This is a genomic window from Paenibacillus sp. JNUCC 35 (assembly GCF_058269095.1).
Genome location: NZ_CM177771.1, coordinates 5,039,283 through 5,064,371, shown reverse-complemented (window position 1 = coordinate 5,064,371; position 25,089 = coordinate 5,039,283). Strand labels below are relative to the sequence as shown.

Here is a 25,089-nt window from a genome sequence, read left to right as displayed (position 1 = left end):
TGCTTTGCGTCTACTGGCAAGCGCAGGGCTGCTGCGTTGATCCCGCAAAAGAAGCATTCATTCTGCCGCTTGAGCTAGGAGGCGCTGCACGCATGAGTTCCAGGGGATATGACGTACTGCGTTGTCATTAACTCCCTGGCCTTAATTTTTTTGAGGAAATTCGGGTCGAGATCATAGAAAAAAACCAGTAGCGTGTGCTACTGGTTTTGGCTAAAAACATTTTATTGTTGGGTTAAATTACACCAAACAGTGGTATTGTTCCAATTACCATTAAGTTTATATTTAAAATCTGCGCCTAAACTAATTCCAACGCTAACAATGACGCCGGGTTCTGATTCATTAAAATTGAATGTACTAAGGGAACCCCAATCTGTTGCTTTATAATTGTATGTATTATAAACAATAGAACTGCCGCCTACGAGACCATATGCTACTGCTTTTACCCTTGGCTGACCTGCTGCTTCTGTAACATTATAACCATCTTTCCCAACGATTTGTTGAATCACTGTACCCGATGATTGGAATCCTGCAAATCCTGCCCAATTAACGCTAAGTGTTGCATTTCCATATGCACAAGCTCCGATAAAGCTATTGTTTTCACAGTTGTTTCCTCCATATTTTACGCTACTTCCAAGTGCCATTGGTGTTATTAAAGAAGAGTTCTGCATTTCATCAGTCGAAACTATAAATTGCCCCTCTCTTTTTGCTTCTTCTATTAATTTTTCTAGTTCTTTTTTTCCTCCTTTCAATTCTTTTCTTGTGACTGTAACCTCAACGCCATTTCTATTAAATATGTTTTCAGAACTTTGAATTACTTCTAAGCCCTTAACCTTTTCTTTGTTATTGATTGTTTCTTCAGCAAAAGCAGAACCAGTGACCATAATAGACAGAGCAATAACAAAGGCTAAAGATAAAAAACCAATTTTTTTCATAACAATTCCCTCCAAATGATATATTTTTCTTTCTAATTTATTATACATCATTTACATATATTAGTATATATATTTTATAATGGAAATAAACAAATGTTTAAGTCTTGAGTAGAAAGAATATGGTTGATATGGTAATATATAAATGTACAATGAAAATTGGAGAGAAGGTGTTACTTTATGATGTATTTGATAACGCCAGTCGGAATTATATTTTTATTGATTATTGTTATAATAATAATTGCAGTTTTATATTTAATAAAGAAATCAAATAAAAAATAAACTTTCATAGGTGTACTTATATCATTTAGAAGTAAAGTACTTACGTATTCGTTAGGAAATTTTTGTGGAGTTACTATAAATCTGTAAATGAACAGCACAAAAGGCAATTTTCCTTCTGTGAGCTGCTTTTTCTGTTCTTACTCTAATCCATTAGGCAGTCTTTAGACTAATAAATTTTAGGATGAGGCCGATTGTAATCATCGCTTCGCTCAAGCGGTAAAACGAATAAGAGCCTTCCCCGGTCGTCTAGCCGGGCGAAGGCTCTTTTTGCAGCTGGCATGGCGGGACAGGCTGCATGGAAATATGCGGAAGCCTTGTCAGCGCTATGATTCGGGCAAATTTTGAAATATATCGTGCGTAATATTTAGAAAAATTGTATGATATTTCTATAAATACTTATTTAATGAGGTGAGTGTTGTGATTGACCGCCCGAATTCGAATCCGAGTCCTGAGAAAAACCCGTGGGGTCTGACGATCCGGCTGCTCAATATTTTGCTGATATTGGCCATAGCTGGCATAGTCGTTTTTGTAGGCTTATGGTTTGTAGGTATTTATGGAATGAACGTAAAAGGATAGGAAGGCTTCTCGGAGAGAGGCCCTTTTTTATGCAATGAATTTCTCCTCTATTCAAAAAATGTAGATTCGTATATGCTGGGATAGTAAATTTTACCCAATTGCTAGAGCGGTCGTAAAATTTGCTGCTTGTAAAACGTTTATGGGGGAATTTTTCGAATGAGAAAGCTTGTCGGTTTTTTACTTGTTTTTACCTTAGTTTTCAGTATGATGGCCGTTACAAATGCAAACGAAGCTTCAGGCAGCGGGAGTGTTCCACAACCTGACTATCTGCCATATGCAGAGGTAGGCGTTCTATCGGAAGGACTAGCCTGGTATATGGAAGCCGGGGAAGAGACCGATTCCTTCGGATTTATCGATACGTCCGGGAAAATCGTGATCAAGGCCCAGTTTGAGGATGCAGGAATATTTCATGACGGGCTCGCTCCCGTCCGAACCAATGGATTATGGGGGTATGTGGATAAAACCGGTAAATTTGCTGTGCAACCAGTCTATACAGACGTGGGAAGAGTATTTGAAGAGGGGGTTGCACAGGTTGTAAAAGACGATAAATGGGGGTATGTGGATAATACGGGGAAAGAATTGTTCGCGTTTGATTATGAGGATACCAACCCGTTTCATAACGGGCTTGCTCCCGTGAAAAAAAACGGAAAATACGGTTATATAAATAAAGCGGGCAAAGAGGTATTTCCGTTCCAATATGAAGCCGCTTCAGTTTTTAGTGAGGGAAGGGCTATGGTCAAGATCAAGGACAAGTGGGGCGTTATCGACCAAAACGGCATAGAAATCGAAAAGCCAAAGTTTGAGGAAGCTTTTCCGTACAGCCGCGGCCTGGCAGCTGTCAAACATGAAGGAAAGTGGGGATACATCGATTTGTCGGGTAGAGAAGTCATCCAAGCACATTATGATGAAGCCCGCCCCTTCCAAGAAGGTGATCTGGCGCCCGTTCAAGTCGACGGCAAATGGGGGTATGTAAATAAAGAGGATACGATGATCATCCGGCCGCAATTCATTGATGTATATACTGTTTTTTCTGAGGGACTTGCCTTGGTGTCCATCGAAAACGAAGATGAAAATGAAATGTTAGGCTACATTGATCAAACGGGAAAAGCCGTTGTGCCCCATAGCTACGATTTGATGGGCTCCTCTTTTAGCGGTGGTTTTGCTACCGTAGCGGACGGCGGACAAGGAAGCTTTTATTTTATGCCGAATCCGCTGAATGTCCAAACTCAGGAGCCGCAAACTCAATCCGCTTTGCCTTCCGCGTCCAAAGTAATTATAAACGGTCGGGAAGTTTCCCCAGAGGCTTATAACATCGGCGGGAACAATTTTTTCAAGCTGCGCGATTTGGCCATGCTGTTGAACGGGACGAACAAAGGGTTTGAAGTCGGCTGGGATCAAGATGCCAAGGTTATTCGCCTTACTACGTCAAAAGCTTACACCGAAGTGGGTGGAGAACTTGCCGCAACCGGCCAACATTCTGTCAAGCAGGCGACCCGGGCTACGGCAAAACTGCTTGTAAACTCGGAGGAGGCTCGCTTCACAGCCTACACGCTCGATGGCAACAATTATTTCAAACTTCGGGATCTTGCTCAAGCGCTTGATTTTAACGTTTCGTGGGATGCTGCCTCAAACGCTTTAACGATCGATACGAAATCCGGGTACCAGCCCGAGTAAGATGACATAGAAACGGATTCAACAAGAAAGGAGGCTCACGTCGAGCCTCCTTTCTTTGTTTGGGCCTTTTTCCTTCTCCGATCGGGTACTTCCTGCAAGCCGGATATGTCCGTCCGATCGGGTTTGCCAGCCTGACCGGCAGCGCCGCGCGGACCCGCTTCGTTCCGCAGGCCCAGCGGGTCCGAAGGCACCGACACGCCCTGTGCGTCACGCACGTCCGCAGATCGCGGCACGCCCTGAAGCTCTGCCGTAGCGGCCACTCCCGCCTCCGGCCGCTCGTTCAGCTCGGGCGGCTCCGGCAGTCGGACGCGCGTGGCCGGTCCTGCCCCGGCAGCCGCTTCCCGCTCGTCCGCAGCGCCCGCACCCGCCTCCGGCCCGCCAAGGCTGCCGGCTTCCGCCTCGCGGGGCACGAAGTGCGCCGCCACGTGGGCGAACGTGTCCAGCGCTTCTTCGCCCGAGCGCGTCAGCCCGTACAGCCCGCGCCTGACGCGCGTGAACCAGCCGTACACGTTGCGCTGGAGCAGGGCCGCCGTCTTGGCGTTGCCCGTAAGCTCGCGCAGGCGGCGGGGAGAGAGCGGCCCCTGCTCGCGGAGCAGCAGGGCGCAGTGCAGCGCCTTCTCGCGGTAAGCCGTGACGAGCTTGAGCCCGCGGCTGCCGCCGACGTTGTAGTCGGCGCTGCGCTCGCGGAACTCGCCGAGCACGCGCTCCGCAGCGCGTTTGCGCACGGACGTCTTCCGCGCGGGAGCGGCGTCGCCGAAGCCCGGCGGCTCGCACACCACCTCGACGGCGGGCTTCTTCGTTTTGTAGAACTGCACCGTGATGAGTCCGAGACCGAGCCGGCCGCACAGCTTGCGGATGTCCGCCCAGGTCATCCGGTGGGGGACACGTCCTTTGGCGGGAAGCTCGATCGCGATATAGACGCGGTGCGTCACGTCCTGCCGCCGGAGTCCCTGAATCAGCAGGGGGACGGTCAGGCTGCGTTTGAGCTCGACGACGACGGGCGGCTCGCCTTCCAGGACGGCGACGAGATCGCAGTGCCGCACTTCTCCCCGGACGTCGTAGCCGAGCTTCTCCCAGTAGGCTTTAACCGGGCCGTACAGCTCCGTTTCGCTCCGAATCGCCACTGTTTTATGCGCCCCCTTCCTTCTTAAACGGTTTTTCCGGTTTCTTGATTATAGCATGAAAAAGACGTGCGGGACGGGTACCGGCGGCAAAGACTTCCACCGATCTCCCACCGGTTGTGAGGCTTGTTTTTCCTTTGTTCCTGTACAAATTTAGTGGCAAGAATTGTCCTTGGACCGCATAGGATTGTAGTACCCTAAAATCACTATCACGAGCTATCCGCTCTTTTGAGGCAATGGCAGTGAGAGGAGGTACCCATGGATATTTTCAAACGCATCACGGAGCACCGGACCGAGAAGGAACAGCTTGCATGGTCGGGCACGCTCCGGGAGTATCTCGAGCTCGTGCGGCAAAATCCGGGTCTAGCGATGACAGCCCATGCGCGTGTATATGAGATGATCGCTTCTCACGGCATTGAACAGAACGACGGGCACGCCCGGTACAACTTCTTCGACCAGGAGATCTTTGGGCTCGACCGCGCAGTCGAAAAGCTGGTGGAGGAATATTTCCACTCCGCCGCACGGCGTCTGGATGTCCGCAAACGGATTTTGCTGCTGATGGGGCCGGTAAGTGGAGGCAAGTCGACGATCGTAACGCTGCTGAAAAGGGGTTTGGAGCAGTTCTCCAAGACAGACCGGGGAGCCGTCTATGCGATTAAAGGCTGCCCGATGCACGAAGATCCGTTTCACCTCATTCCAAGTGAATTGAGGCCGGAAATAGAGGCTGAGCTGGGTATCCGCATCGAAGGGAACCTATGCCCGTCCTGCCAGCTCAGGCTGAAAACCGAATACGGCGGCAACATCGAGAACGTGCTGGTCGAGCGGGTGCTGATCTCCGAGGACGACCGGGTGGGGATAGGCACGTTCAGTCCGTCCGATCCGAAGTCCCAGGATATTGCGGACTTGACCGGGAGCATCGATTTTTCCACGATCACGGAGTACGGCTCCGAATCGGACCCGCGCGCCTACCGTTTCGACGGGGAACTGAACAAGGCGAACCGCGGACTAATGGAGTTTCAGGAAATGCTGAAGTGCGACGAGAAATTTCTCTGGAATCTGCTGTCCCTGACGCAGGAGGGCAATTTCAAAGCGGGCCGCTTTGCGCTTATCTCGGCGGATGAGCTGATTGTGGCGCATACGAACGAATCCGAGTACAAGGCGTTTATCGCGAACAAAAAGAACGAGGCTCTCCAGTCGCGGATGATTGTCATGCCGATTCCTTATAATTTGAAGGTAACGGACGAAGAGAAAATTTACACGAAGCTTATCAAGCAGAGCGACATGTCGCATATCCATATTGCGCCGCACGCGCTGCGGGCCGCCGCTATTTTCTCCATTCTGACAAGGCTTAAGGAAACGAAGAAACAGGGCATGGATCTCGTGAAAAAAATGCGGATGTACGACGGCGAAACCGTGGAAGGCTACAAGGATGCGGACCTGAAAGAGATGCAGAACGAGTATCTGGAAGAAGGAATGAGCGGCATTGATCCCCGCTATGTCATCAACCGGATTTCCAGCGCGCTCATCCGCCACGATCTTCAGTGCATCAACGGACTCGATGTGCTGCGGGCGCTGAAAGAAGGACTGGACCAGCATCCGTCCATCACCCGGGACGAACGGGAGCGGTACCTCAACTTTATTTCGGTTGCCCGCAAAGAATACGACGATATCGCGAAGAAGGAAGTGCAGAAAGCGTTCGTGTACTCGTTCGACGAGTCGGCCAAAACCCTGTTCGATAACTATCTCGACAATATCGAGGCGTACTCCAACTGGGGCAAAATCAAAGACCCTCTGACCGGGGAGGAGATGGACCCCGACGAGCGTCTCATGCGTTCGATCGAGGAGCAGATCGGCATTTCCGAAAATGCGAAGAAGGCGTTCCGCGAAGAAATTCAGATCCGGATTTCGTCTTACTCCCGCAAAGGGAAGAAGTTTGATTACAGCACGCATGAACGGCTGCGCGAAGCGATTGAGAAGAAGCTGTTCGCCGATCTGAAGGATATCGTCAAAATTACGACTTCCACCAAGACGCCGGACGAAAGACAGCTGAAGAAAATCAACGAAGTGACCCGGCAGTTGATTGACGGGCACGGCTACTGCCCGGTTTGCGCGAACGAGCTGCTGCGGTATGTCGGCAGCCTCTTGAACCGGTAATTTTTTTCTTAAACCAAGATAACCGAAGAATACCGCCTAACCATCGTGAATTGACGAGGTAGGCGGTTTCTGTTGTCCGCACAAGAACTTCGCTAACCGGGTTTACGCTATGGTAACATGAGGATATCGGTTTGCTGCGGTTGGTATGATTCCCGAGAGGGAATCATACAGGCGCGGCTCATTTTATTAGGAGGAAGCACCCCGCCATGGCGAAAAACGAAGCACAAATGGATTTGACCCAAGGCCCGATTGCGAGAAAATTGCTCCTGTTCTCCCTGCCCGTGCTGTACGGGAATGTGCTGCAATCACTGAACGGGACGGTTAACAGCATCTGGGTCGGTAAATTTTTGGGTGAAAGCGCTTTTGCGGCTACATCCAATGCAAACAATGTCATGTTTCTTATGCTCAGTTCCATTTTCGGCATAGGAATGGCATCCACGATTATGATCGGGCAGAGCATCGGAGCGGGCGATACCGCCCAGGCGAAGCGGGTGGTGGGAGCGAGCGCCCTGTTTTTCTTCACCCTATCGCTGGTCGTAGGTCTCCTGGGCGTGCTTTTGTCCCCGCAAATTTTGCAGTGGATGCACACTCCCGCGGATGCGATGGACATGGCCAACGCTTATCTGAGAATTATTTTTATGAGCATGCCGTTTATGTTCTGCTATAACATGATTATGACGATCCTGCGCGGCGCGGGGGATTCCAAAACGCCCTTCCGGTTTCTCGTGCTGTCCATCATTCTGGATATCGCGCTGAACCCGCTGCTTATTTTCGGCTGGGGTCCGATCCCCGCTCTCGGCATTTCGGGCTCCGCGCTGGCTACGGGCATCTCGCAGCTTGTCGCCCTCATCGCTATCTTAGGGTCGCTGTACCGGAAAAAATATTTTCTCCGCATTACGCGCGAAGACCGGCATCTGCTGCGCTTCGACGGGGCGATCATCGGATCGCTGGTGAAGAAAGGCGTCCCCATGGGGCTTCAAATGATCGTGGTTTCGACAAGCTCGCTGGCTATGATCAACCTCGTAAACCGGTTCGGTTCGGAGGCGACGGCGGCTTACGGGGCGGCGATTCAGCTGTCTTCTTACATCCAGATGCCGGCAATGGCGATCGGCGGAGCCGTTTCGTCGTTTGCGGCCCAGAACGTGGGCGCGGGCAGGTGGGACCGGGTGCACCGCGTAACGGGCGTCGGGGTCATGTACAATGTCCTGATGACGGGCGTTCTCGTCTGCCTGATCTATTTGTTCAACCGCAGCGCCCTGAGCCTGTTCCTGCCGGAAGGCCAGGCCATCGAAATCGGCATGCGGATCAACCTGTTGACGCTTTGGAGTTTTATCATTTTCGGCATTACCTTCGTGGTCTCGGGTGTCGTGCGTTCGACGGGGGCCGTCATGTTCCCGCTTCTGATCACGTTCCTGGCGCTTTGGTGCGTGCGCATCCCGCTCTCGTATTATCTGGCCGATTCCTACGGTTTGGATGCCGTATGGTGGAGCTTTCCGGTCGGATTTACGCTGGGCTCCCTCCTTTCGGTCGCCTACTATTTCTGGGGCAATTGGAAAAAGGCAAGCATGCTCGCCGGCGGCGTTCAAAAAGCGTAGCGTCCGCTCCCGTCCGTATCCTTTTCAAGCTAAATTCCATACGCTCCGTTCATCCGGATTTATCTAGGCAGGCGCCCAAGTTTGGGCGCTTTTCTCACGTTCTGGGCATCTGTTCATACGATGTGTTAGATGCAAAATGCCTTTGGGCACAACATACAGAGGGTGAGGGATTGCTTATGACATTTGAAACTCAAGGTCAGGGTGCATACGGTCAGGACATGTACAGTCAGGGCACATACAGCCAGGACATATACGGTCAAGGCACATACGGTCTGCAGCAGGAATGGAACCAAAGCGAAGGGATCAGTACGGAAGCGGAAGAAGAAGCGCGTAAGCAGGGAGAATACGGCGTTCCGGCCGGTTATCACGGAGGTCAGGGCGGCTACCATTGGGGCCAAGGAGGTTATCATGACGGCGGTTACCATGGCGGTTACCATGACGGTTACCATGGAGGTCATCACGGCGGCCATCCTTACTATCCCTATTATCCGTACTACCCGCAGTCTTACTACCCGTACTATCCGCCTTACTACAACTATCCTACCTACTATCCGTATCCTTATAAAAGATAACGAAAAGGGATATAGGCTTAAGGCCGCAGCAGGCTGTCCGCGGAAGCGGGCGGCCTTCCTTTCTTTAGGCGGACAACAGGGGGAAAGGACGGAAGAGGGAGATTCTATTGAACAAATGAAGTATAATAGAGAAATAACCCGTAATCGGACAAGATAAGGATGGTCGCTTGTGCTTAGATCAATTTCAGATACGTTATTTTTACTGGCTTTAATTCTGCTCATTGTGTCGGCAATCGTGAGCGGCATCGGTTTCCAGGCTTTTACGATGAGAAGAAAAGACAATGACCCGGGTCAAATCGAGGTCCCTAACAAGCAAAAGCAGCTCGAAAAGCAGAACAAAGGCATGGCCGGATTCATTCGTTCCAAAATTACGCTGACGGCGGTCGTATTTGCTTTGGTGTCTGTCGTTTTGTCCTATTTGGAGCGGTATGTGTAAAATAAAGAAACAAATCCGCAGGCGTAGAAATGCGCTTGTCCGGGATTCTTTTATAGGCATAAACTATAATGAAAGTAGTTTTTGTGTATTAGACATTATAAGTGTTTCTCTTCATACTGAATGTACTACCCGCACAGACGGGAACGGGAGGCGTTCGGAATGAAGGAAGCGGAACAGGGAAAATGGGACGCGGGGCATTATGACACGCAGATGCATTTTGTATCCAGGCTCGGCCAAGGGGTGATGGATCTTTTGAGTCCGGCCCCGGGTGAGTCGATTCTGGATCTCGGATGCGGAACGGGCAGCCTTGCCCATGAAATAGCCCTTCTTGGGGCGCAAGTGACCGGGGTGGATTTCTCGGAGGCTATGATCGGGCAGGCAAGGCAGAAGTACCCGGAACTGGCTTTTGAGGTGGGAGACGCGAGAACATACCGGAGCGGCCGGACGTTCGACGCGGTATTCTCCAACGCCGCGCTGCACTGGGTCCCGCAGGCCGATGAAGCCGCGCGGACGGTAGCGGAAGCGCTGCGGCCGGGAGGGCGGTTCGCGGCCGAATTCGGCGGCTTCGGCAACGTGGCCCGGATCGAGCGGGCGATCCACGAGGCCGTTCGCGAAGCCGGGATCGATCCCGAGCCGCGAAACCCCTGGTATTTCCCGACTATCGGGGAATATACGGGCGTGCTGGAAAGGGCCGGGCTCGATGTCCGCTGCGCGGAGCTCTTTGACCGGCCGACGCCGCTGCCGGGAGGAGAGCAGGCCATCCGGCACTGGCTGCATGCGTTTGCCGGCAGCTTCTTCGCCGGAATCGACGCGGCGACGCAGGAGCGCATCACCCAGGGCGTGGAGGAGCGCCTGCGCCCCGCGCTGTTCCGGGACGGCGCCTGGACCGGCGATTACTGCCGGATCCGGGTGCTGGCCCGGAAGCCGCTGGGCTGAGGCACGCAGGGGCCGCAGGCCGAAGGCCGCGCTCTCCGCGTGAAGCTCGCCTCAGGCACGCCGGGCGCAGGTCCGCGCCGCAAGATTCGCCGCGGCTGTGCTCACGCCAGCGGTGTGCCGCCTGCGCTAGCCCGACGCCCGCGCGATAAACTCCGGCGCGAGGACGATCTTCTCGTGAGCGCGGCCGGGATGGCGCTTGCGGTACAGGAGCGTCTCTACCGCCCGGATGCCGAGGAGCTCCTTACTCAGCTCGACCGTGCTGAGCGTGGGCGACGAAGCGGCCGCCGCTTCGATGTTGTCGAAACCGATCACGCGGCACTGTCCGGGGATGTCGAAGCCCCGCTGCTTGAGCAGAGCCATCAGCCGCAGCGCAATGTGATCGTTCGCGCAGATGAAGCCGTCCGGCAGCTCGCTCGTGGAGACGGCGCCCACGCGGACCGCCAGATCGTGGGGCCACGTCGGACTCAAGTAAGGCACGTTCCACTTGCTCAGGCAGACGGGACGGCCGGATTCCGCCGCTTCCTCCGAGGCAATCCGGCAGCCTAACGCGCGTTCCCTGAAGCTGACGGAGAAGGAGTCGCTCCCCACGAAAACGAGCGAGTCGCAGCCTTCCCGCAGAAGCTGCTTGGTCGCGGCCACTGCGGCGTCGACATTGCTGTTGACGACGCAGTCCACGTTAACGAGCGGCTCTTCGTGGTCCACTAGCACGAGCGGCAGTCCGGTCTGCTGCAGGGAGATGACGGCCCGAGTCGAAAAGGTGCCGAGCAGAATGTGGCCCATACAGCGTGCGGGGTCCAAAAATCCCGGCATGGCCAGCTCGTCTTCCCGGTGAGGCGGCACGGAAATCAACATATAGTGTGCTTGGAGGTCGCGGCACGTTTGAGCGAGGCCGTCGATGACCTTCGGCCAGAAGAACGGGTCCTGCTGCTTGGCGCTGTGTATCCATACCAGCATATAAGGATCGGAGGAGGAAGAGGTTATTTCTTTTCTTCTGCCATCCCACTCCTGGAAAAGTCCGGCCGCGGCCGGGCTTTTGTTTATTTTTTTTCGGTAGCCCATGGTCCGGGCGGTTTCCATGATTTTCAGCCGCGTTTCGTCGCTGACTCCGTCTTTGCCTGAAAGCGCTTGTGAAACGGTGTATTTTGAAATGCCAAGCCGGTCGGCAATGTTTTGCATGGAGACGTGTTTACTCATCGTGCACCGCCTTTAAGTGGGTTCGGTTTGACAGCTCTGCCCCCTCATTTTTCCTTCAAAAAAAGGTTCTGTCAATACCCGCGGCGCAAATAGTTGCGGGATTTTTTCCGGCTTTCTTTTCTCCCTGTTTGGAAAACTTGTGCTAAACTAGCAGAGGAATGGATTCCGGGCATGCGAGGACGCCTGGAACCTCCGAAAGCTGAAGGGAGGGTTTCCCATGATTCGATCCGTACGTCACGGGATTCGGCAGCTGCTGCTTTTCGGCTGGCTGGAAGCTCTTTCGTGCCTGTTTCCCGTTCTTATTTTTATCAGTCTGGCTGTTCTGAAGACGGCAAACGTCCCCCACATGTATGACCTTATGCTGGTCATTTGTCTGCTGATTCAATGGGCGATGGTCCGGACGGGGCTTGAAACAAGGGATGAAGTGAAAGTGATCTGCCTGTTCCATCTGATCGGGCTGGCGCTGGAGATTTATAAGGTGAATATGGGCTCCTGGTCGTATCCGGAGGAAGCCTGGACGAAAGTATGGGGCGTACCGCTTTACAGCGGGTTTATGTACGCGAGCGTGGCGAGTTATTTGTGCCAGGCCTGGCGGAGATTGCATGTGGAGCTGACCCGCTGGCCTTCGCCTTGGTTTACGGTTCCGCTCGGAGCCGCGATTTATCTGAATTTTATGACCCACCATTATATCTGGGATTTGCGCTGGGTGCTGACCGTGCTGCTGTTCGTGCTGTTTTTCCGGACTGCGGTCCTCTTTACCGTCGGCAGGAAAACGTACCGGATGCCGCTCGTCCTTTCTTTTTTTCTTATCGGCTTTTTTATTTGGCTGGCGGAAAATATCGCAACCTTCCTGGGAGCGTGGCAGTATCCGAACCAGAGGGAAAGCTGGCAGCTTGTCTCTTTCGGCAAAATGAGCTCGTGGTTCCTGCTTGTCATCGTGAGCTTCCTGATTGTCGCGCAGCTTAAGCGGGTCAAACAATCGGAAAATAAGCCTGACGGGAGGATGGTACCGGCGGCGGTTCCGGAGGAGTAGTCTATGTTTACAAATTGGGGAATGATTTTACGGCTTGCGGTTCCGTCGATCGTGTCGTTCGCGGCCGCGACGCTGACGGGTACGATTAATTTGATGATGGTGGGCCCGATGGGAGCCCTCGTCATCGCTGCGGTAGGAATTTGCAACATTATTATGTATAACGCCTGGGCCGCCTGCTCGGGAATCGGTCACACGGTGAATTATCTTGTGGCTCAAAATTTCGGTGCCGGGGATATGAAGAAAGGCGTGGAACGCACATACATCGCGCTTTATCTTTGCCTGGCTCTCATTGCCGTCATCCTGGCTGCGGGGTGGTTCGGAAGCGAAGGGATTCTGCGGCTGATGGGAAGCTCCGAAGAACTGGTTGCCGCAGGGAAGGAATATCTGGAGCTCCGGTTTTATGCGATGGCGTTTTCCGTGCTGAACTTTGTCCTTTTCGGGTTTCTGAGGGGAATCGGGGATACCCGGTCTCCTATGGCTCTGACGATTCTGGGGAATGCGGCGATGATTGTGTTCACCTACGGGTTGACGTACGGTCATCTCGGATTTCCCGAGCTGGGGCTTCCGGGCGCGGGGCTGGCCGTTCTGATCGGGGAAGCCATCTGCAGTATCGGTTCGGTGTATATCGTGTTTTTCCGGCTGCATAACAAATACCGAACCCGCACGCGGGTCAAACCGGACCGCAGGGAAGCCCGCCTGATCGCAGGCGAAAGCGGGAAGCTCGGCATGCAGGAATTCGCGATGAGCCTGGCGATGTTCGTCTTCACGATGTTCGTGACCCGCCTGGGGACGGAGGCGCTGGCCGCCAACGAGATTGCCCTGAACGTGATGGCGCTCGGCTTCATGCCGGCTTTCGCCTTCGCCTCCACGGCGACGATCCTCGTCGGGCGCGAAGTCGGCAAGCACCGGCCCGACCTGGCCCGCCGGTACGGCACCGACACGGCGGTGCTCGGCAGCATCTGCCTGCTGGTCCTGGGTGCGGTGGAATTCGTTTTCGCGGTTCCGATCGCGAGGCTGTATTCCCAGGACCCGGAGGTTTACGCGCTTGCCGCCGACCTCATCCGGATTTCCGCGTTTTTGCAGCTGTTTGACGGTCTTCTGAATTTCTACGCGGGAGGTCTGCGGGGAATCGGAGATACGACCTTTCTGCTAGGAACTTCGCTTGTGCTCAGCTGGGTCTTCTTCGTGCCGCTCGCGTATTTGCTCACCTTTGTGTGGGGATTCGGTTCGGCCGGCGCGTGGATTTCGTTGTATGCGTTTATTGCCGCATTCGGCCTTGCCGTCATGTACCGGTTCTACCGGACGGACTGGGCTGCGGTGCGGATTAAAGAGGCCGAAGGCCGCTGAATGGACGGCCGGGTTCCGGCTGTCCTTTTTTTATGGCACAGGTGCAGCAAGGGGACAAAGGAAAATGCACGATAAGAAAGGAGGAACGCGCATAAGGTGTATAAACGTGCGGATTTGGCCGGCTTTCCATGGAACCTGTAAGGTGAAGCGCGTCATTTATGCACGGGATAAAAAACGCCGGATTGCTCGCGGGACACGCGGGGTAAGAATGGGTAACAGCACAGGCGTGCACGGGGTGCACGGGAGGAGGGGGAAATGATGATGGGATGGCTTTGGGCCGTTCAAGTGATCTTGTTTGCCGCCGGTACCGGTCTTGGAATATCGGATGCCTGGCGTAAAAGTACGGAGGTCCGGCTTCCGTTATGGGTGCGGATGCTGATCAGTCTGACGCTTACCGCGGCCGCTTTTGCTTTGTGGCGGGACGATCCGGCTTCCTCCTCCAAAGAGTGGATTTTCTGGGGAATGGCCTGGTCGTTTATCGGCGACTTGTCCATGGCCGGGATTATCCCCTGGAGGCACCCAATGATCGGCGGAATGCTGACGTTCGCCGTGGCGCACGTCTTCTATATCGCGGCGTTTGCGGCTGCCCTGCATCGTGAGGGATTTGACCTTATGAACGCGGGCCTGGCCGTCGCTGCCGTGTTCTACGGTCTGGTGCTGATCGCCGCCTGGCTGCTCCTGATCCGTAATCCCGACGCTCCGCGCCTGTTCAACACCGGCTCGCTCGTTTACGGCTTGTGGATCGGGGCCATGGCGTCGGCTGCGGCTGCTATGGCCTGGTCCCTTGGCGGGGCGCTCTGGCTGACGGCTGTCGGCGGGCTGCTCTTCGTCGTTTCGGACACGATCATCGGGGCCGCAGCCATCGGCGGCCGGTCGCTCCGGCATCAGGGATACTGGGTCTGGCTGACATACGTGGCGGCTCAGATGTGCATCGTTTACGCGTTTACCCTGTGACCCTGTCTTTAGGCAGCGTCTGCACGAACCGCGCAAAAGCGGCGGTATGGTCGATTTTCTGTTTGACGGACCAGTCGTCGATGCTTTTGTTGTGGCGGGCGAACTGCTTTTCAATGGCTTCGTAATCGCCGTAAAATATTCTCCCGTCCAGACCGGCCCAGTTAATGGCATGCTTGTATTCCACAGGGCCGGTTTTGAACGGAACGAGGTATTCCACCAGAATATGTTTGCGCCTCAGAATCTCATATTCACTGCTTGCGACGATTTCTTCCGTGAGACAACTTTCATCTATAACGGCCCCGGACCATTGCTGGATGTTTTCGAGGTTGTAGGCATTTGTGATTCCTTTGCCGAAAATGTTTTTCTGATTCTCCGATTCGTGAAAGGTGACGGGACCTTTGGAAATCGCGCCTCTGAGCGGAGCGCCCCGCTGCATAAAAAACAGCAGAGCGCTGAAAGCCGCGTTCACGATGTTCACGAACTGGACGGGTGAGGTTCCTTCCGTCCACATGATGATGCTGTCGGACACCGACAGCACTTGAATAGCGGTGGGCATGCCGAGCTCGGAGTTTACATCGTCCATCATTTTTTTCGTCCGGTTGATGTTGTGCATAATGTCGTTGGAAAAGATGGTTTGCAGGTCGAGGTGACTGTTCTTATCCACCAGATCTTTAAAGCCGAGAATGTCCAGGAACGCCACGTAACTGTCCTCGATCGTTTTCAATTCCCATACCTCCCGCTTTAAAAAATGCCCTTTGAATTCGCTCTCCTTACAAACGTTTGCCGCAAAAAAACCGGCTCAGCCGGCTGAATCAGGAGCTGCTGCTGCATGACGAGCTGCTGCACGAAGATGAACTGCTGCAGGAGCTGCTGTCGGACGAGCCGCTGCATGACGAACTGCTGCACGAAGAGCCGCTGCCGGACGAATTGCTGTCAGACGAGCCGCCGCAGTCCGAAGAGCTGCAGTTCGAGCTGCTGCAGTCCGAATCGCCGGACCCGTTCCCGCCGCTCCCCTCGCGATCGTCGTCTCCGTTCAGGATGGAGTAGAATAGCAGGGCGCTGAGGGCGCCGTAACCCGCGCCGGAGACGTCGTTTGCGTTAAATGAAGAAGCCGGCGTCCTCCCGGCCGAAGACATCCTGCGGGAATCTCCGGCTGCAGCGGCCGGCGGGGCATTCTGGATGCCGTTGAAAAGGTGGTGCACCAACTCCTGAACAGCATCTTCATAAATGCCGATCGTGTTCGGCTTGAAATAATCCCGCCGGATGCGATTCCAGTCAAAAGCGCGGGCATATGCGACAAATTCGGGGTGAAGCTTGCGCTGCCCGAACTTCCCGAGCATTTGCTCATTTTCCGGGTAGAAGCGGAACACAAGGGAGTAAACGAGCTCGAACAGGGCTCTATCGTGCTCGCCCGGCTGAAGCGCATCGCCGACATGCGGCGAATGGTGAATCATTTCCCCCAGAAGATCTCTGCAAAACTCCTGATAATCGCGGGTGAACATCAAAGCTTCGTGCCAGATTTCATCCACGGACGTGCTGTACATGCCCACATGATTCAAGTAAATATGGATCGCCAGAAAGCGTTTGAACTCCAGGAAAATCCAGGAATACTCGGTTTCGGAAATGTCCGGATGTTCTTTCAGCACGCGTGCTTTTACATGGTCCCAATACCGGGCGTATTTGCCGAAAACCTCATTGAACCGGGCTTCTACCGGTTTCAGGCTGTCGTTCTCCAGCACGCCCAGCCCATACGGAGCGAAAGAGGAAAACAACTGGACGGGCGGAGTTTTTGGCTGCTTTTGCACAGGCTGTGATTTCATACTAGTAAAAAACCATTTAAAAAAAGACACGTGAAACCTCCAAAATCAGGGCGATACCTGTTTAGTTCGTTGCTCGGTTAGTTGCTTTGTTTATGATTCTGCTGGATCCATGCTCCGGAACGGCCGCTGCTTCCGTGCTGCCATCTGTGTGCGGTCGTAGTGCTCAAACGCCGCGTTAAGAAACTCCAGCAGCTCGGGTTCGAACGGGTACAGGTTCATCGGATTTCCCTCCGCGCCGTGCAGCGCCCAGTACTTGTTCATCAGAGCCTCATTGCCGTCAAAAGCCTCTAAGGCCAGCGCCGTGATCCGTGCAGCCACTTCCTGAGCGGCCGGAGAAGCCGGATCTTCGTGCATGACGGCCCTTGCCTGTGCAACCTCTTCCGTCCAGCGCACGGTGAGGGGGTCGCCTTTGTTCAGATTAGGCAGCTTGTGAAGCAGATTCCGCTCCTCGGCCGTGAAATGCTCGCGGATGAAGCGCTGCTTGGCCGCTGGATCTTTTTGACTGAGCCGGATCATTTGGAACATCGTGTTCCAGTTCAGGGTGCCTTCTATTTGGACGGAATGGATCGTAACACGGAGCATGCCTTCCAGTTCTTCGAGTTTCTCTTTCTCGCGCTGAACCATTCGTAGCTGATCTTCCAGGCAGGAGAGCCAGTCGGTTCCGTAGCTGTCGAGCATTTCATGGACGGTTTTTAACCCGAGTCCCATTTTTTTGAGAATCGAAATCTGTTCCAGCCGCATAACATCTTCGTCGGAGTAAAGCCGGTGGCCCCCTTCCGTGGAGCCGGAGGGCTTCAGCAGCCCGATCTGATCGTAATGGTGCAGGGTGCGCACCGTGATGTTCGCTTTACGTGCAAGTTCGCCAACGGAATACATGTCATCCGGATTTCCTTTCCCGATGGGGTTCTTTTCCTATTCTTATATCCTAAATCGTTCCAGTTCGAGCTTCAAGCTGTTTTTTATCCGGGGGCGGAGACCGGAGCCGGAAAACCGGATAAAGGAAACCGAAGTTTGCAAGTGGCCGCACCCGGAAACGGATGTAAAAGTAAATCGGCCGAATAGAGGGGCGTTCCCCGGGCGAAAACTAGGGAGGCAGAGCGGAGAATCGACTCGTCGACGAACCGTACCCCTTTACGAAAAGGAGTGTCGTTTCATGACCCAATCGAAAAACCGGAAGGAAGGCTTGGCCAAAAGCCGCAAGCAAAGACAGAATCCCCACGGGAAAATCCGCTCGCTGAAAGAAATTGCCGCCGAAACTCATCAGGGATTAGAGGATTAGGAAAAAAAGTTCTGTCCGCCCAGCGGACATCTCCCTGGCAATCCGGCCTCCCGGCGGCAACGCAAAAAAGCCCGCGCATTATGCCGCGGGCTTTTAATTTAAACCGTTATGCAGCTTTGCGGACCGCCGGACAGCGGCTTTCCCGCCAGGCTGCGCTGAATCCGCGCATCGCGTACAGAGGGATGCGAACATGCCGGTGAGCAGGCGGCCGGGACATGCGGTACGGTTCTTAGATGCTGAACTCCGCATGCTTCAGATGGCGGGTCTCTACCTGAATGGTGGCATGCCGGATCTTATACTCATTCTCCATACAGGCAACGGCCTGCTGGAGAACCTCCTGGCTGTCGGCTTCATCGTCGATGAGCAGATGACAGCTGAAAGAATCCATGCCGGACGTGATCGTCCAGATGTGAAGATCATGGATGTCGCGGACGCCGGGAATACGCAGCAGGGTATTGCGGACATCGTCGGCGTCGAGGCGCGAGGGGACTCCTTCGAGCAGGATATGCGTGGCGGATTTCAGCACGCCCCAGGCGCTGCGCAGAATGAGCAGCGAGACCAGAATGGAGATAATCGGGTCCGCCTGATACCACTGGAACGCCTGCATCAGAAGCCCGGCGATTATCGCCCCTACGGAGCCGAGCGCATCCCCGAGGACGTGCAGATAAGCGCTTCTGATGTTGAGGTTGTCCTTGGCGCCGCCCATCCGGGTCAGAAACCAGGCGCTGACGAGGTTGGCGGCCAGGCCGACGACGGCGATAAGCGTCATCGTGCCGCTCGCGATTGCAGGCGGGTGCGCAAAGCGTTCAACGGCCTCTCGGATGATCAGGATGGAGAGGACGACGAGGGTGACGCCGTTCAGCATGGCCGTTAAAATCTCCACGCGGTAGAAGCCGTACGTTCTTCTGGGAGAAGCGGGACGGGCCGCAAACCACATGGCGACCAGACTGAGCAGCAGAGACGCCGCATCGCTCAGCATATGCCCGGAATCCGACAGCAGGGCCAGACTGTTCGTCAGCAGACCGCCGAAAAATTCCAGCACCATAATGCTCGTTGTGATGAGAAAAGCGATAAACAGCCCCTTTTTGCTGCTGGGGCCGTGATGATGCCCGATTCCGCCATGTTCGTGATCATGTGAATGATCGTGGGAATGCCCGTGATCGTGCCGGTGAATTTGGCCGCTTGCGGCACCGGCTGCTTTCCGTTTTTTTAAGTCGCTCATACCGCTATTCCTCCTTTGCGTGACGCATGTTTGATTGTGGATCCTTATCTTTGAGTAAGTAAGGAAAAATAAGAATCATACTGGTTTTAAAAATTAATATATGAGCAAATATTCATATGTTATTTTTATAGTAACCAATTCAGAAGATTTTAACAAGCCCAAATTTTTATGAATGACGAGAAAAAATTTTCAGTCTAAAGGTTATTGAAATACCCCCATGGGGTATGTTATGCTGGTGATAAGGGAGGTTGAACAAGATGGTACTCCATTCCGAAAAGGATAACGGCAGCACCGGAGGCAAAACGGGCATCGCTCCGCTTGCTTCGGCAGATGCCGGAACTTCCTGCCATACACATACGCGCGACGACGATACGGAAAGAAGAAGCCATCACAGCGACAAGGTGAAGAATAACTTGATTTCCAGGCTGAACCGGATTGAAGGTCAGATCCGCGGCGTCAAAGGCATGATCGAGAAAGACACGTACTGCGACGATGTGCTCAACCAGATTGCCGCTGTGCAGTCGGCCTTGAACAGCGTGGGCAAACTGCTGCTGGAAGGGCATATGAAAAGCTGTGTGATCGAACGGATTCAGGAAGGCGATACGGATGTGATCGACGAACTGCTCGTTACCGTCAACAAGCTTATGAAATAAACCCAAACTAATCGGAAGAGGAAGAAAGGGGCAAGAAAAATGGAAAAACTGACGTTGAAAGTGGAGGGCATGTCCTGCCAGCATTGTGTAAATTCGGTAGAAAAAGCGGTTGGAGGGCTGGGAGCGAAGGCTCAGGTTCATCTGGCCGAAGGCCGTGTCGAAGTGGAATACGATGCGGGTGCCGTGAAGCCCGAGCAAATTAAAGAAGCGATCGAAGAGCAGGGCTACGACGTCGTATAAACAGACGAAGCGCCAAGCCGCCCCAAGAATCGCCGCGCTGTCTAAGCAAGGCGGCAGAGCCTAGCCGCGGGCTAAATGAGAACAAAAACACCCGGAATTTTTCATTCCGGGTGTTTTTTTGTTCTACCGGTAGCCCAGGCCGAACGAAATGTTGCGCGTCGTGAGGAGAACCTGCTGCAGGAAAGCATCCTGCTGCGGAATGACCCGGTCCGACGGTCCGATGAGGCTGACGGACGCGACAATCTCGCCCGTCGCATCCCGGATCGGAGCCGCCATCCCCGTCACGCCGACATTGCGCAGATTCGTCGAAATCTCGTAGCCGCGGCTGCGGATAGCCGCAAGCCGTTCTTTGATTTCGTCCGGCGACTGTATGGAATGCGGTGTATACGTGCGGATTCCGTCCGCGAGCACGCTGTCGATAAACGCCTCCGGCCGGTAAGCCAGCATCACGCGAGACGCGGAGGTGGCATACAGCGGAAAGCGGCGGAACGCGTCTACATTAAAGCGGATCGGATGCTGGGAATCGATTTTATCCACATATATGGCGTCTTTCCCGTCAACGACGCACAGGCAGGCCAGCTCTTTCGTTTTTTCGGCAAGCTGCTGCAGGTAAGGTTTGGCGAAGTCGACGAGATTATGATCACGAAGCACTTTCGTGCCGAGTTCGAGCAGAGTAAAACCGAGCGAGTACTGCTTCGTACTCGGATTTTGCGAAATAAACCCGTCGCTTTCGAGCGTAGCGAGCAGCTTATGAACGGCGCCTTTAGACAACTGAAGCCGGCGGCTCAGTTCGGTGACTCCGAGCTCCTTCGGGCCGTCCAGAAACTCTTTGAGCAGGCGGCTGCTGTTTTTAACGGAAGACAAATGGTGCTCCATGAACAGACTCCCCCAGGCGGTCATATCGTCGGAATATCCCGACATGCAAGCAAATTATTGCTATTGTAGCATACTTATTTTGGGTTTCCTAGAGGTGCTTTGGACGGGTTCCGCTCCGGAAAAATAATCTTTTTTTAAACCTGACATATGTATTGCTAGGCTGGAAAGAGCGTGATAGAATCACTTTAAGATTTCCTTATAGGAAACAATGTTCACATATAGTGAACGATCAGAGAAAACCAAATAGAAGGGATGTCCATCCATGAAAAAGAAAATCGGGGTCTTGGTTTCAGTTGCCGCTCTGTGCGGATCACTTCTTGCAGGATGCGGATCTTCAAAAGAGCCGGCAAAAGAAGCCGCTGTTTCGCCAGGTGCATCGACTTCAGCGCTTCAGCCGGAGAAAGAACTTGTTGTTGCGGGTAACGGAGCTACGGTAGAAGAGCTGATGAAAGACGAAATTTTCAAACGTTTCAAAGCTAAATATCCCGACATCAAACTGACGTATGTATCCGGCGTATCGACCGAAATCGTCGCCAAAGCGAAAGCGGTTAAAAACGATCCGCAGACGGACGTTGCCATCATTGAAGGCGGCGAGCAGGAAATCGGACGCAAAGAGGGTCTTTTCGAACCGCTGAAAGAAGCCGATATTCCGAACATGAAAAACGTGATCGCCGATCTGAAAGTGGCCGAAGACAGTGGGGTCGCCGTCAACTTCACGCCGATGGGCATCTCCTATAACGAAGCGATTGTGAAAGAAAAAAATCTTCCGATTCCCGAGTCCTGGAACGATCTGGCCCGTCCCGAAATGAAAGGCAACCTCACCCTGACCGAGATTTCCAGCAACTTCGGCCGTTCGGCTCTGATCATGCTGGCTTATGCGAACGGCGGGTCGGAGAAAAATATGGACCCCGGCTTCGAAAAACTGAAAACGATTGCAGGATACATGCCGACCTTTGCCAAAAGCGCCGCGCAGCTCCAGCAGAACCTGCAGAACAAATCGGCGGCGTACACGTCCTGGACGATGGCGCGCAGCATTGTGCAGAAGGACCAGGGGGTCGAGCTGAAGTTCGTCGTGCCGAAGGAAGGGGCTAACCTGGTGCCGAACGTGGCCACGATGACCAAGAACGCGAAGCACCCGAACGCCGCGAAGCTTTTCATCGACTTCCTTTTAACGGACGAAGTTCAGACCTTGTACGCTTCAAAGCTGTATTATAACCCGGCCACATCCGTAAAGCTCCCGGAAGATATATCCAAAAAAATCGAATTCGACCGCTCCAAAATCGTGAAATTCGATTACGAAACCGTAGGCGGCAGCACCGCCGGATGGATTGACCGCTTCAACAAGGAAATCGCACCTTCGGTAGGCAAATAGATTCGGAAAACAGGTGATTCAGTTGGAAAAGAGGATAGATGTCGAACTTAAAGCCGTCCGTAAAACGTTCGGTTCCAACGTGGTCGTCGATAACTTTGACCTGCAGATCGAGAAGGGGGAGTGCATCTCCTTCCTCGGCCCTTCGGGGTGCGGCAAGACGACGACGCTGAACATGATTGCCGGGTTCTTGGACCCGGACGGCGGTGAAATTTCGATCAAAGGCAAGCGTATGAACGGCGTTCCTTCGAATAAGCGGGACCTGGGCATGGTGTTTCAAACTTATTCGCTGTTCCCGCATATGACGGTTGCCGAGAATGTAGCCTACGGGCTCAAGCTGCGCAAAATGCCGAAGGCGGAAATCAAAGACAAGGTGCGGAAGGTGCTGGAGCTCGTCAAGCTGCCCCATGTGGCCGACCGCTATCCGAAGCAGCTTTCCGGCGGGCAGCGCCAGCGGATCGCGATCGCCCGGGCGCTGGTGATCGAGCCGTCCCTGCTTCTGCTCGACGAGCCGCTCAGCAACCTGGACGCGAAGCTGCGGGAAGAGCTTCGCGAGGAGCTGAAGCGTCTGCACAAAGAGACGGGCGTCACGACGATTTTCGTCACGCACGACCAGGAGGAAGCCCTGTATTTGTCCGACCGGATCGTCGTGCTGGATCACGGCAAGGTCGAACAAATCGGCACGCCTTGGGACATTTACAACCGTCCCGCCTCCGAATTCGTGCACACCTTCATCGGCAAATCCAACCGCCTGCCCGGCACGGTCCGGGGATCGGCAAACGGCGGGATGGCCGTGCAGACCGACGCCGGATTCGTGCTGGAGGCGTCCGCGGACGGACGCACGTTTACGACAGGGGAATCCGTGGTCGCTTACGTGCGTCCGGAGAAAATCCGCCTGACGGAGCCCGGAGCGCTTGCGGATACCGTACGGGCCGCGGGAACGATCCGGCAGCTCGCTTTCCTCGGTTCCTTCGTGGAATGCGAGGTGGAGGTCGGCTCCGCGCTGCTTACCGTAAGGATGCAGATGCAGGACGGACTGGCGGACTACACCGCGGGCCAGCAGGTGGGACTGACGTGGAATCCGAAGGACGTCTTCGTATTCCCGCGGAAGGAGCAGTAGGCCATGCAGGCGAAATCCTCCCGCTTCCGCCGCCTGTCGTCCTGGACGGGGCTGTTTCTTCTGGCCCCCAGTCTGATCGTTCTGCTCGGCGCGTTTCTCATCCCGATGATCTACATCCTGCTCCAGAGTTTGCAGGACGCCGAGCAGCAGTTCTCGCTGCACAATTACCTGCTTTTCGTACAGGACTCGTATTATGCGGGTATCTTGTGGCGGACGATCAAGCTCAGCTTGTTTACCGTCCTGCTGACGCTCATTCTCGGTTACCCGGTTGCGCTCTTCATGTCCAAGGCGTCGGGCAAAATGCGCGGACTCGTCACGTTTCTGATCATTTCGCCGCATCTGATCTCCGTGGTCATCCGCAACTTCGGCTGGGTCGTCATTCTGGGCGACAAAGGCTGGGTCAACAGCTCTCTGATCAAGCTCGGCCTGATCGACAAGCCGCTTAAGCTTCTGTACAACGAGCTTGGCGTGGTCATCGGACTCACGGATTCCTTTATCGTGTACATGGTGCTTGCGCTGGCGACGAGCTTGTATGCCGTCGACCAGTCCCTGTACAAAGCGGCGGGAATTCTGGGCGCCTCGAAGGCCCGCTCGTTTTTCTCCATCACGCTGCCGCTCAGCCTGCCGGGCATTTTTGCCGGGACGACACTGGTGTTCAGCTTGTCCATGAGCGCTTTCGTCACCCCTGCCCTGATGGGCGGAAGCTCGGTTAAAGTCATGCCGGTCATCACGTACGAGAAAATTATGGCCACGCTCGACTGGCCGCTCGGTTCGGCGCTCGCCTTCCTGATGCTGGCTTCCACCTATGCGCTCGTGACGGTATTTACGAAAATCGTGGAAACGAAGCGCTACCGGGAGGTGTTCTCGTGATCAGAATCAGACGCATCCCGTGGCTCGGCATCGTTACGTTTATCGTGCTGTTTTTCGTCATTTCACCGCTGCTGGTCATTATTCCGACCTCGCTTACGTCGGCCAATTATTTGTCCTTCCCACCGGAAGGCTTCTCGCTGAAATGGTATGAGAAAATTTTGGACCGGCCGGAATTTATCGAGTCGTTTATTTTCAGTCTGGAGCTGGCGGCTCTGTCGGCCGTTTTGTCTACAATCATCGGCACGCTGGCCGCCATGGCGATCCACAAATACAAGTTTCCGGGGAGCGGCTTCGTCAACGCGCTGCTGCTGTCTCCGCTCACCGTTCCTTCTATTATAATAGGGATGGCTGCGCTGCTCTTCTTCACCCGGATCGGCTTGGCGGGAACCTTCACGGGACTGTTGATCACCCACATGCTCATTTCGATCCCGTATGTGGTCCGGCTGACGATGACGGGGCTGAGCGCTTACGATTACACCTTGGAGCGTGCGGCTTACATTCTGGGGGCCAGCCCGTTTCAGGTTTTCCGCGACATCACGCTGCCGCTGCTTCGTCCGGCCATTTTGTCCGGGATGATCTTCTCGTTCCTGACTTCGTTCGATAACGTGACGGTTTCGCTGTTCCTGGTCTCCCCGGAGACGACGACTCTGCCGATGGCGATTTTCAGCTATATGCAGGAAACGCTCAATCCGCTTGTCGCTTCGGTTTCGTCCGTCGTCATCCTGCTCAGTCTGGTGTTTATTTTCATTCTGGAGCGGGTGTACGGGCTCGATAAGCTCTTCGGCACGAATTCGCATTCTCATTAAGATTTCTTTATTCAGGCAAGTCGGGATTCAC

Annotated in this window: 24 protein-coding genes; 16 read left to right on the top strand and 8 right to left on the bottom strand. The window is 54.1% G+C overall.

The genetic code is table 11. The features are described from left to right. Positions 1–221: 221 nt before the first annotated feature. Positions 222–932 carry a hypothetical protein gene (locus tag AC2TF6_RS22855; RefSeq protein WP_491308639.1) on the bottom strand — a complete coding sequence of 237 codons (711 nt, stop codon included), beginning with the start codon at positions 930–932 and terminating at the stop codon, positions 222–224. 1,011 nt (positions 933–1,943) lie between these two features. Between AC2TF6_RS22855 and AC2TF6_RS22850 the strand changes: the two genes are divergently transcribed. Beyond that, positions 1,944–3,461: a WG repeat-containing protein gene (locus AC2TF6_RS22850; RefSeq protein WP_491308638.1), complete on the top strand. Its 1,518-nt coding sequence runs from the start codon at positions 1,944–1,946 to the stop codon at positions 3,459–3,461. Between the two features lie 35 nt (positions 3,462–3,496). Here the strand turns inward: AC2TF6_RS22850 and AC2TF6_RS22845 are convergent, their stop codons facing one another. After that, a complete protein-coding gene (locus AC2TF6_RS22845; protein ID WP_491308637.1) occupies positions 3,497–4,585 on the bottom strand; it encodes a DUF2161 family putative PD-(D/E)XK-type phosphodiesterase in 1,089 nt (362 codons plus the stop codon). Between the two features lie 255 nt (positions 4,586–4,840). On the opposite strand from AC2TF6_RS22845, the gene AC2TF6_RS22840 reads away from it, so the two are divergent. The 5 genes from AC2TF6_RS22840 to AC2TF6_RS22820 all read left to right on the top strand — a co-directional run bounded on the left by AC2TF6_RS22840 (position 4,841) and on the right by AC2TF6_RS22820 (position 10,275). After that, positions 4,841–6,736 carry a PrkA family serine protein kinase gene (locus tag AC2TF6_RS22840; RefSeq protein ID WP_491308636.1) on the top strand — a complete coding sequence of 632 codons (1,896 nt, stop codon included), beginning with the start codon at positions 4,841–4,843 and terminating at the stop codon, positions 6,734–6,736. A gap of 206 nt (positions 6,737–6,942) precedes the next feature. After that, positions 6,943–8,331, top strand: coding sequence for an MATE family efflux transporter (locus AC2TF6_RS22835; RefSeq protein WP_491308635.1), 1,389 nt, complete (start codon positions 6,943–6,945; stop codon positions 8,329–8,331). Positions 8,332–8,507: 176 nt separating this feature from the next. Continuing rightward, entirely contained in the window at positions 8,508–8,903 is a 396-nt protein-coding gene (locus AC2TF6_RS22830) for a hypothetical protein (protein ID WP_491308634.1), read from the top strand. A 169-nt stretch (positions 8,904–9,072) separates the two neighbouring features. Then, positions 9,073–9,339 (top strand): hypothetical protein, encoded by a 267-nt coding sequence (locus AC2TF6_RS22825; RefSeq protein WP_405080129.1) that lies wholly within the window; start codon positions 9,073–9,075, stop codon positions 9,337–9,339. Positions 9,340–9,498: 159 nt separating this feature from the next. Next, entirely contained in the window at positions 9,499–10,275 is a 777-nt protein-coding gene (locus AC2TF6_RS22820; protein ID WP_491308633.1) for a methyltransferase domain-containing protein, read from the top strand. Between the two features lie 126 nt (positions 10,276–10,401). Here the strand turns inward: AC2TF6_RS22820 and AC2TF6_RS22815 are convergent, their stop codons facing one another. After that, a complete protein-coding gene (locus AC2TF6_RS22815) occupies positions 10,402–11,469 on the bottom strand; it encodes a LacI family DNA-binding transcriptional regulator (protein ID WP_491308632.1) in 1,068 nt (355 codons plus the stop codon). A 217-nt stretch (positions 11,470–11,686) separates the two neighbouring features. Here AC2TF6_RS22815 and AC2TF6_RS22810 point away from each other — a divergent pair, with 217 nt between their 5' ends. From AC2TF6_RS22810 to AC2TF6_RS22800, 3 genes are all read left to right on the top strand, one after another. Next, a complete protein-coding gene (locus AC2TF6_RS22810) occupies positions 11,687–12,502 on the top strand; it encodes a DUF817 domain-containing protein (protein ID WP_491308631.1) in 816 nt (271 codons plus the stop codon). A gap of 3 nt (positions 12,503–12,505) precedes the next feature. Continuing rightward, on the top strand, positions 12,506–13,849 hold the full coding sequence (locus AC2TF6_RS22805; RefSeq protein WP_491308630.1) for an MATE family efflux transporter: 1,344 nt from the start codon (positions 12,506–12,508) through the stop codon (positions 13,847–13,849). A gap of 258 nt (positions 13,850–14,107) precedes the next feature. Then, positions 14,108–14,803: a lysoplasmalogenase family protein gene (locus AC2TF6_RS22800; RefSeq protein WP_491308629.1), complete on the top strand. Its 696-nt coding sequence runs from the start codon at positions 14,108–14,110 to the stop codon at positions 14,801–14,803. Here AC2TF6_RS22800 and AC2TF6_RS22795 read toward each other — a convergent pair. From AC2TF6_RS22795 to AC2TF6_RS22785, 3 genes are all read right to left on the bottom strand, one after another. Beyond that, positions 14,793–15,527 (bottom strand): hypothetical protein, encoded by a 735-nt coding sequence (locus tag AC2TF6_RS22795; RefSeq protein ID WP_491308628.1) that lies wholly within the window; start codon positions 15,525–15,527, stop codon positions 14,793–14,795. The genes AC2TF6_RS22800 and AC2TF6_RS22795 overlap by 11 nt on opposite strands. Before the next feature lie 88 nt (positions 15,528–15,615). Continuing rightward, a complete protein-coding gene (locus AC2TF6_RS22790; protein WP_491308627.1) occupies positions 15,616–16,653 on the bottom strand; it encodes a UCP032817 domain-containing protein in 1,038 nt (345 codons plus the stop codon). A gap of 60 nt (positions 16,654–16,713) precedes the next feature. Further along, positions 16,714–17,499 carry a MerR family transcriptional regulator gene (locus AC2TF6_RS22785; RefSeq protein WP_491308626.1) on the bottom strand — a complete coding sequence of 262 codons (786 nt, stop codon included), beginning with the start codon at positions 17,497–17,499 and terminating at the stop codon, positions 16,714–16,716. A 277-nt stretch (positions 17,500–17,776) separates the two neighbouring features. Between AC2TF6_RS22785 and AC2TF6_RS22780 the strand changes: the two genes are divergently transcribed. Then, positions 17,777–17,902: a DUF6254 family protein gene (locus AC2TF6_RS22780; protein WP_491308625.1), complete on the top strand. Its 126-nt coding sequence runs from the start codon at positions 17,777–17,779 to the stop codon at positions 17,900–17,902. A 229-nt stretch (positions 17,903–18,131) separates the two neighbouring features. Here the strand turns inward: AC2TF6_RS22780 and AC2TF6_RS22775 are convergent, their stop codons facing one another. Next, entirely contained in the window at positions 18,132–19,124 is a 993-nt protein-coding gene (locus tag AC2TF6_RS22775; RefSeq protein ID WP_491308624.1) for a cation diffusion facilitator family transporter, read from the bottom strand. 257 nt (positions 19,125–19,381) lie between these two features. On the opposite strand from AC2TF6_RS22775, the gene AC2TF6_RS22770 reads away from it, so the two are divergent. Together AC2TF6_RS22770 and AC2TF6_RS22765 are read left to right on the top strand one after the other, a co-directional pair. Continuing rightward, positions 19,382–19,777 (top strand): metal-sensitive transcriptional regulator, encoded by a 396-nt coding sequence (locus AC2TF6_RS22770; protein WP_491308623.1) that lies wholly within the window; start codon positions 19,382–19,384, stop codon positions 19,775–19,777. Between the two features lie 39 nt (positions 19,778–19,816). Beyond that, complete coding sequence (locus tag AC2TF6_RS22765; protein WP_009676142.1) at positions 19,817–20,017, top strand: copper ion binding protein; 201 nt, start codon at positions 19,817–19,819, stop codon at positions 20,015–20,017. A 123-nt stretch (positions 20,018–20,140) separates the two neighbouring features. On the opposite strand, the gene AC2TF6_RS22760 is transcribed toward AC2TF6_RS22765, so the two are convergent. Then, entirely contained in the window at positions 20,141–20,893 is a 753-nt protein-coding gene (locus AC2TF6_RS22760; RefSeq protein WP_369994314.1) for an IclR family transcriptional regulator, read from the bottom strand. Between the two features lie 262 nt (positions 20,894–21,155). Between AC2TF6_RS22760 and AC2TF6_RS22755 the strand changes: the two genes are divergently transcribed. Genes AC2TF6_RS22755 through AC2TF6_RS22740 form a run of 4 tightly spaced genes read left to right on the top strand, consistent with a single transcriptional unit; the run spans position 21,156 to position 25,058 of the window. Continuing rightward, positions 21,156–22,265 carry an ABC transporter substrate-binding protein gene (locus AC2TF6_RS22755; protein WP_009676137.1) on the top strand — a complete coding sequence of 370 codons (1,110 nt, stop codon included), beginning with the start codon at positions 21,156–21,158 and terminating at the stop codon, positions 22,263–22,265. Positions 22,266–22,287: 22 nt separating this feature from the next. Then, on the top strand, positions 22,288–23,382 hold the full coding sequence (locus AC2TF6_RS22750; RefSeq protein ID WP_009676234.1) for an ABC transporter ATP-binding protein: 1,095 nt from the start codon (positions 22,288–22,290) through the stop codon (positions 23,380–23,382). A 3-nt stretch (positions 23,383–23,385) separates the two neighbouring features. Then, the gene (locus AC2TF6_RS22745) at positions 23,386–24,252 is read left to right on the top strand and encodes an ABC transporter permease (protein WP_491308622.1); all 867 of its coding nucleotides are present in this window, start codon (positions 23,386–23,388) and stop codon (positions 24,250–24,252) included. 5 nt (positions 24,253–24,257) lie between these two features. Beyond that, entirely contained in the window at positions 24,258–25,058 is an 801-nt protein-coding gene (locus AC2TF6_RS22740; protein WP_491311707.1) for an ABC transporter permease, read from the top strand. Positions 25,059–25,089: the final 31 nt, after the last annotated feature.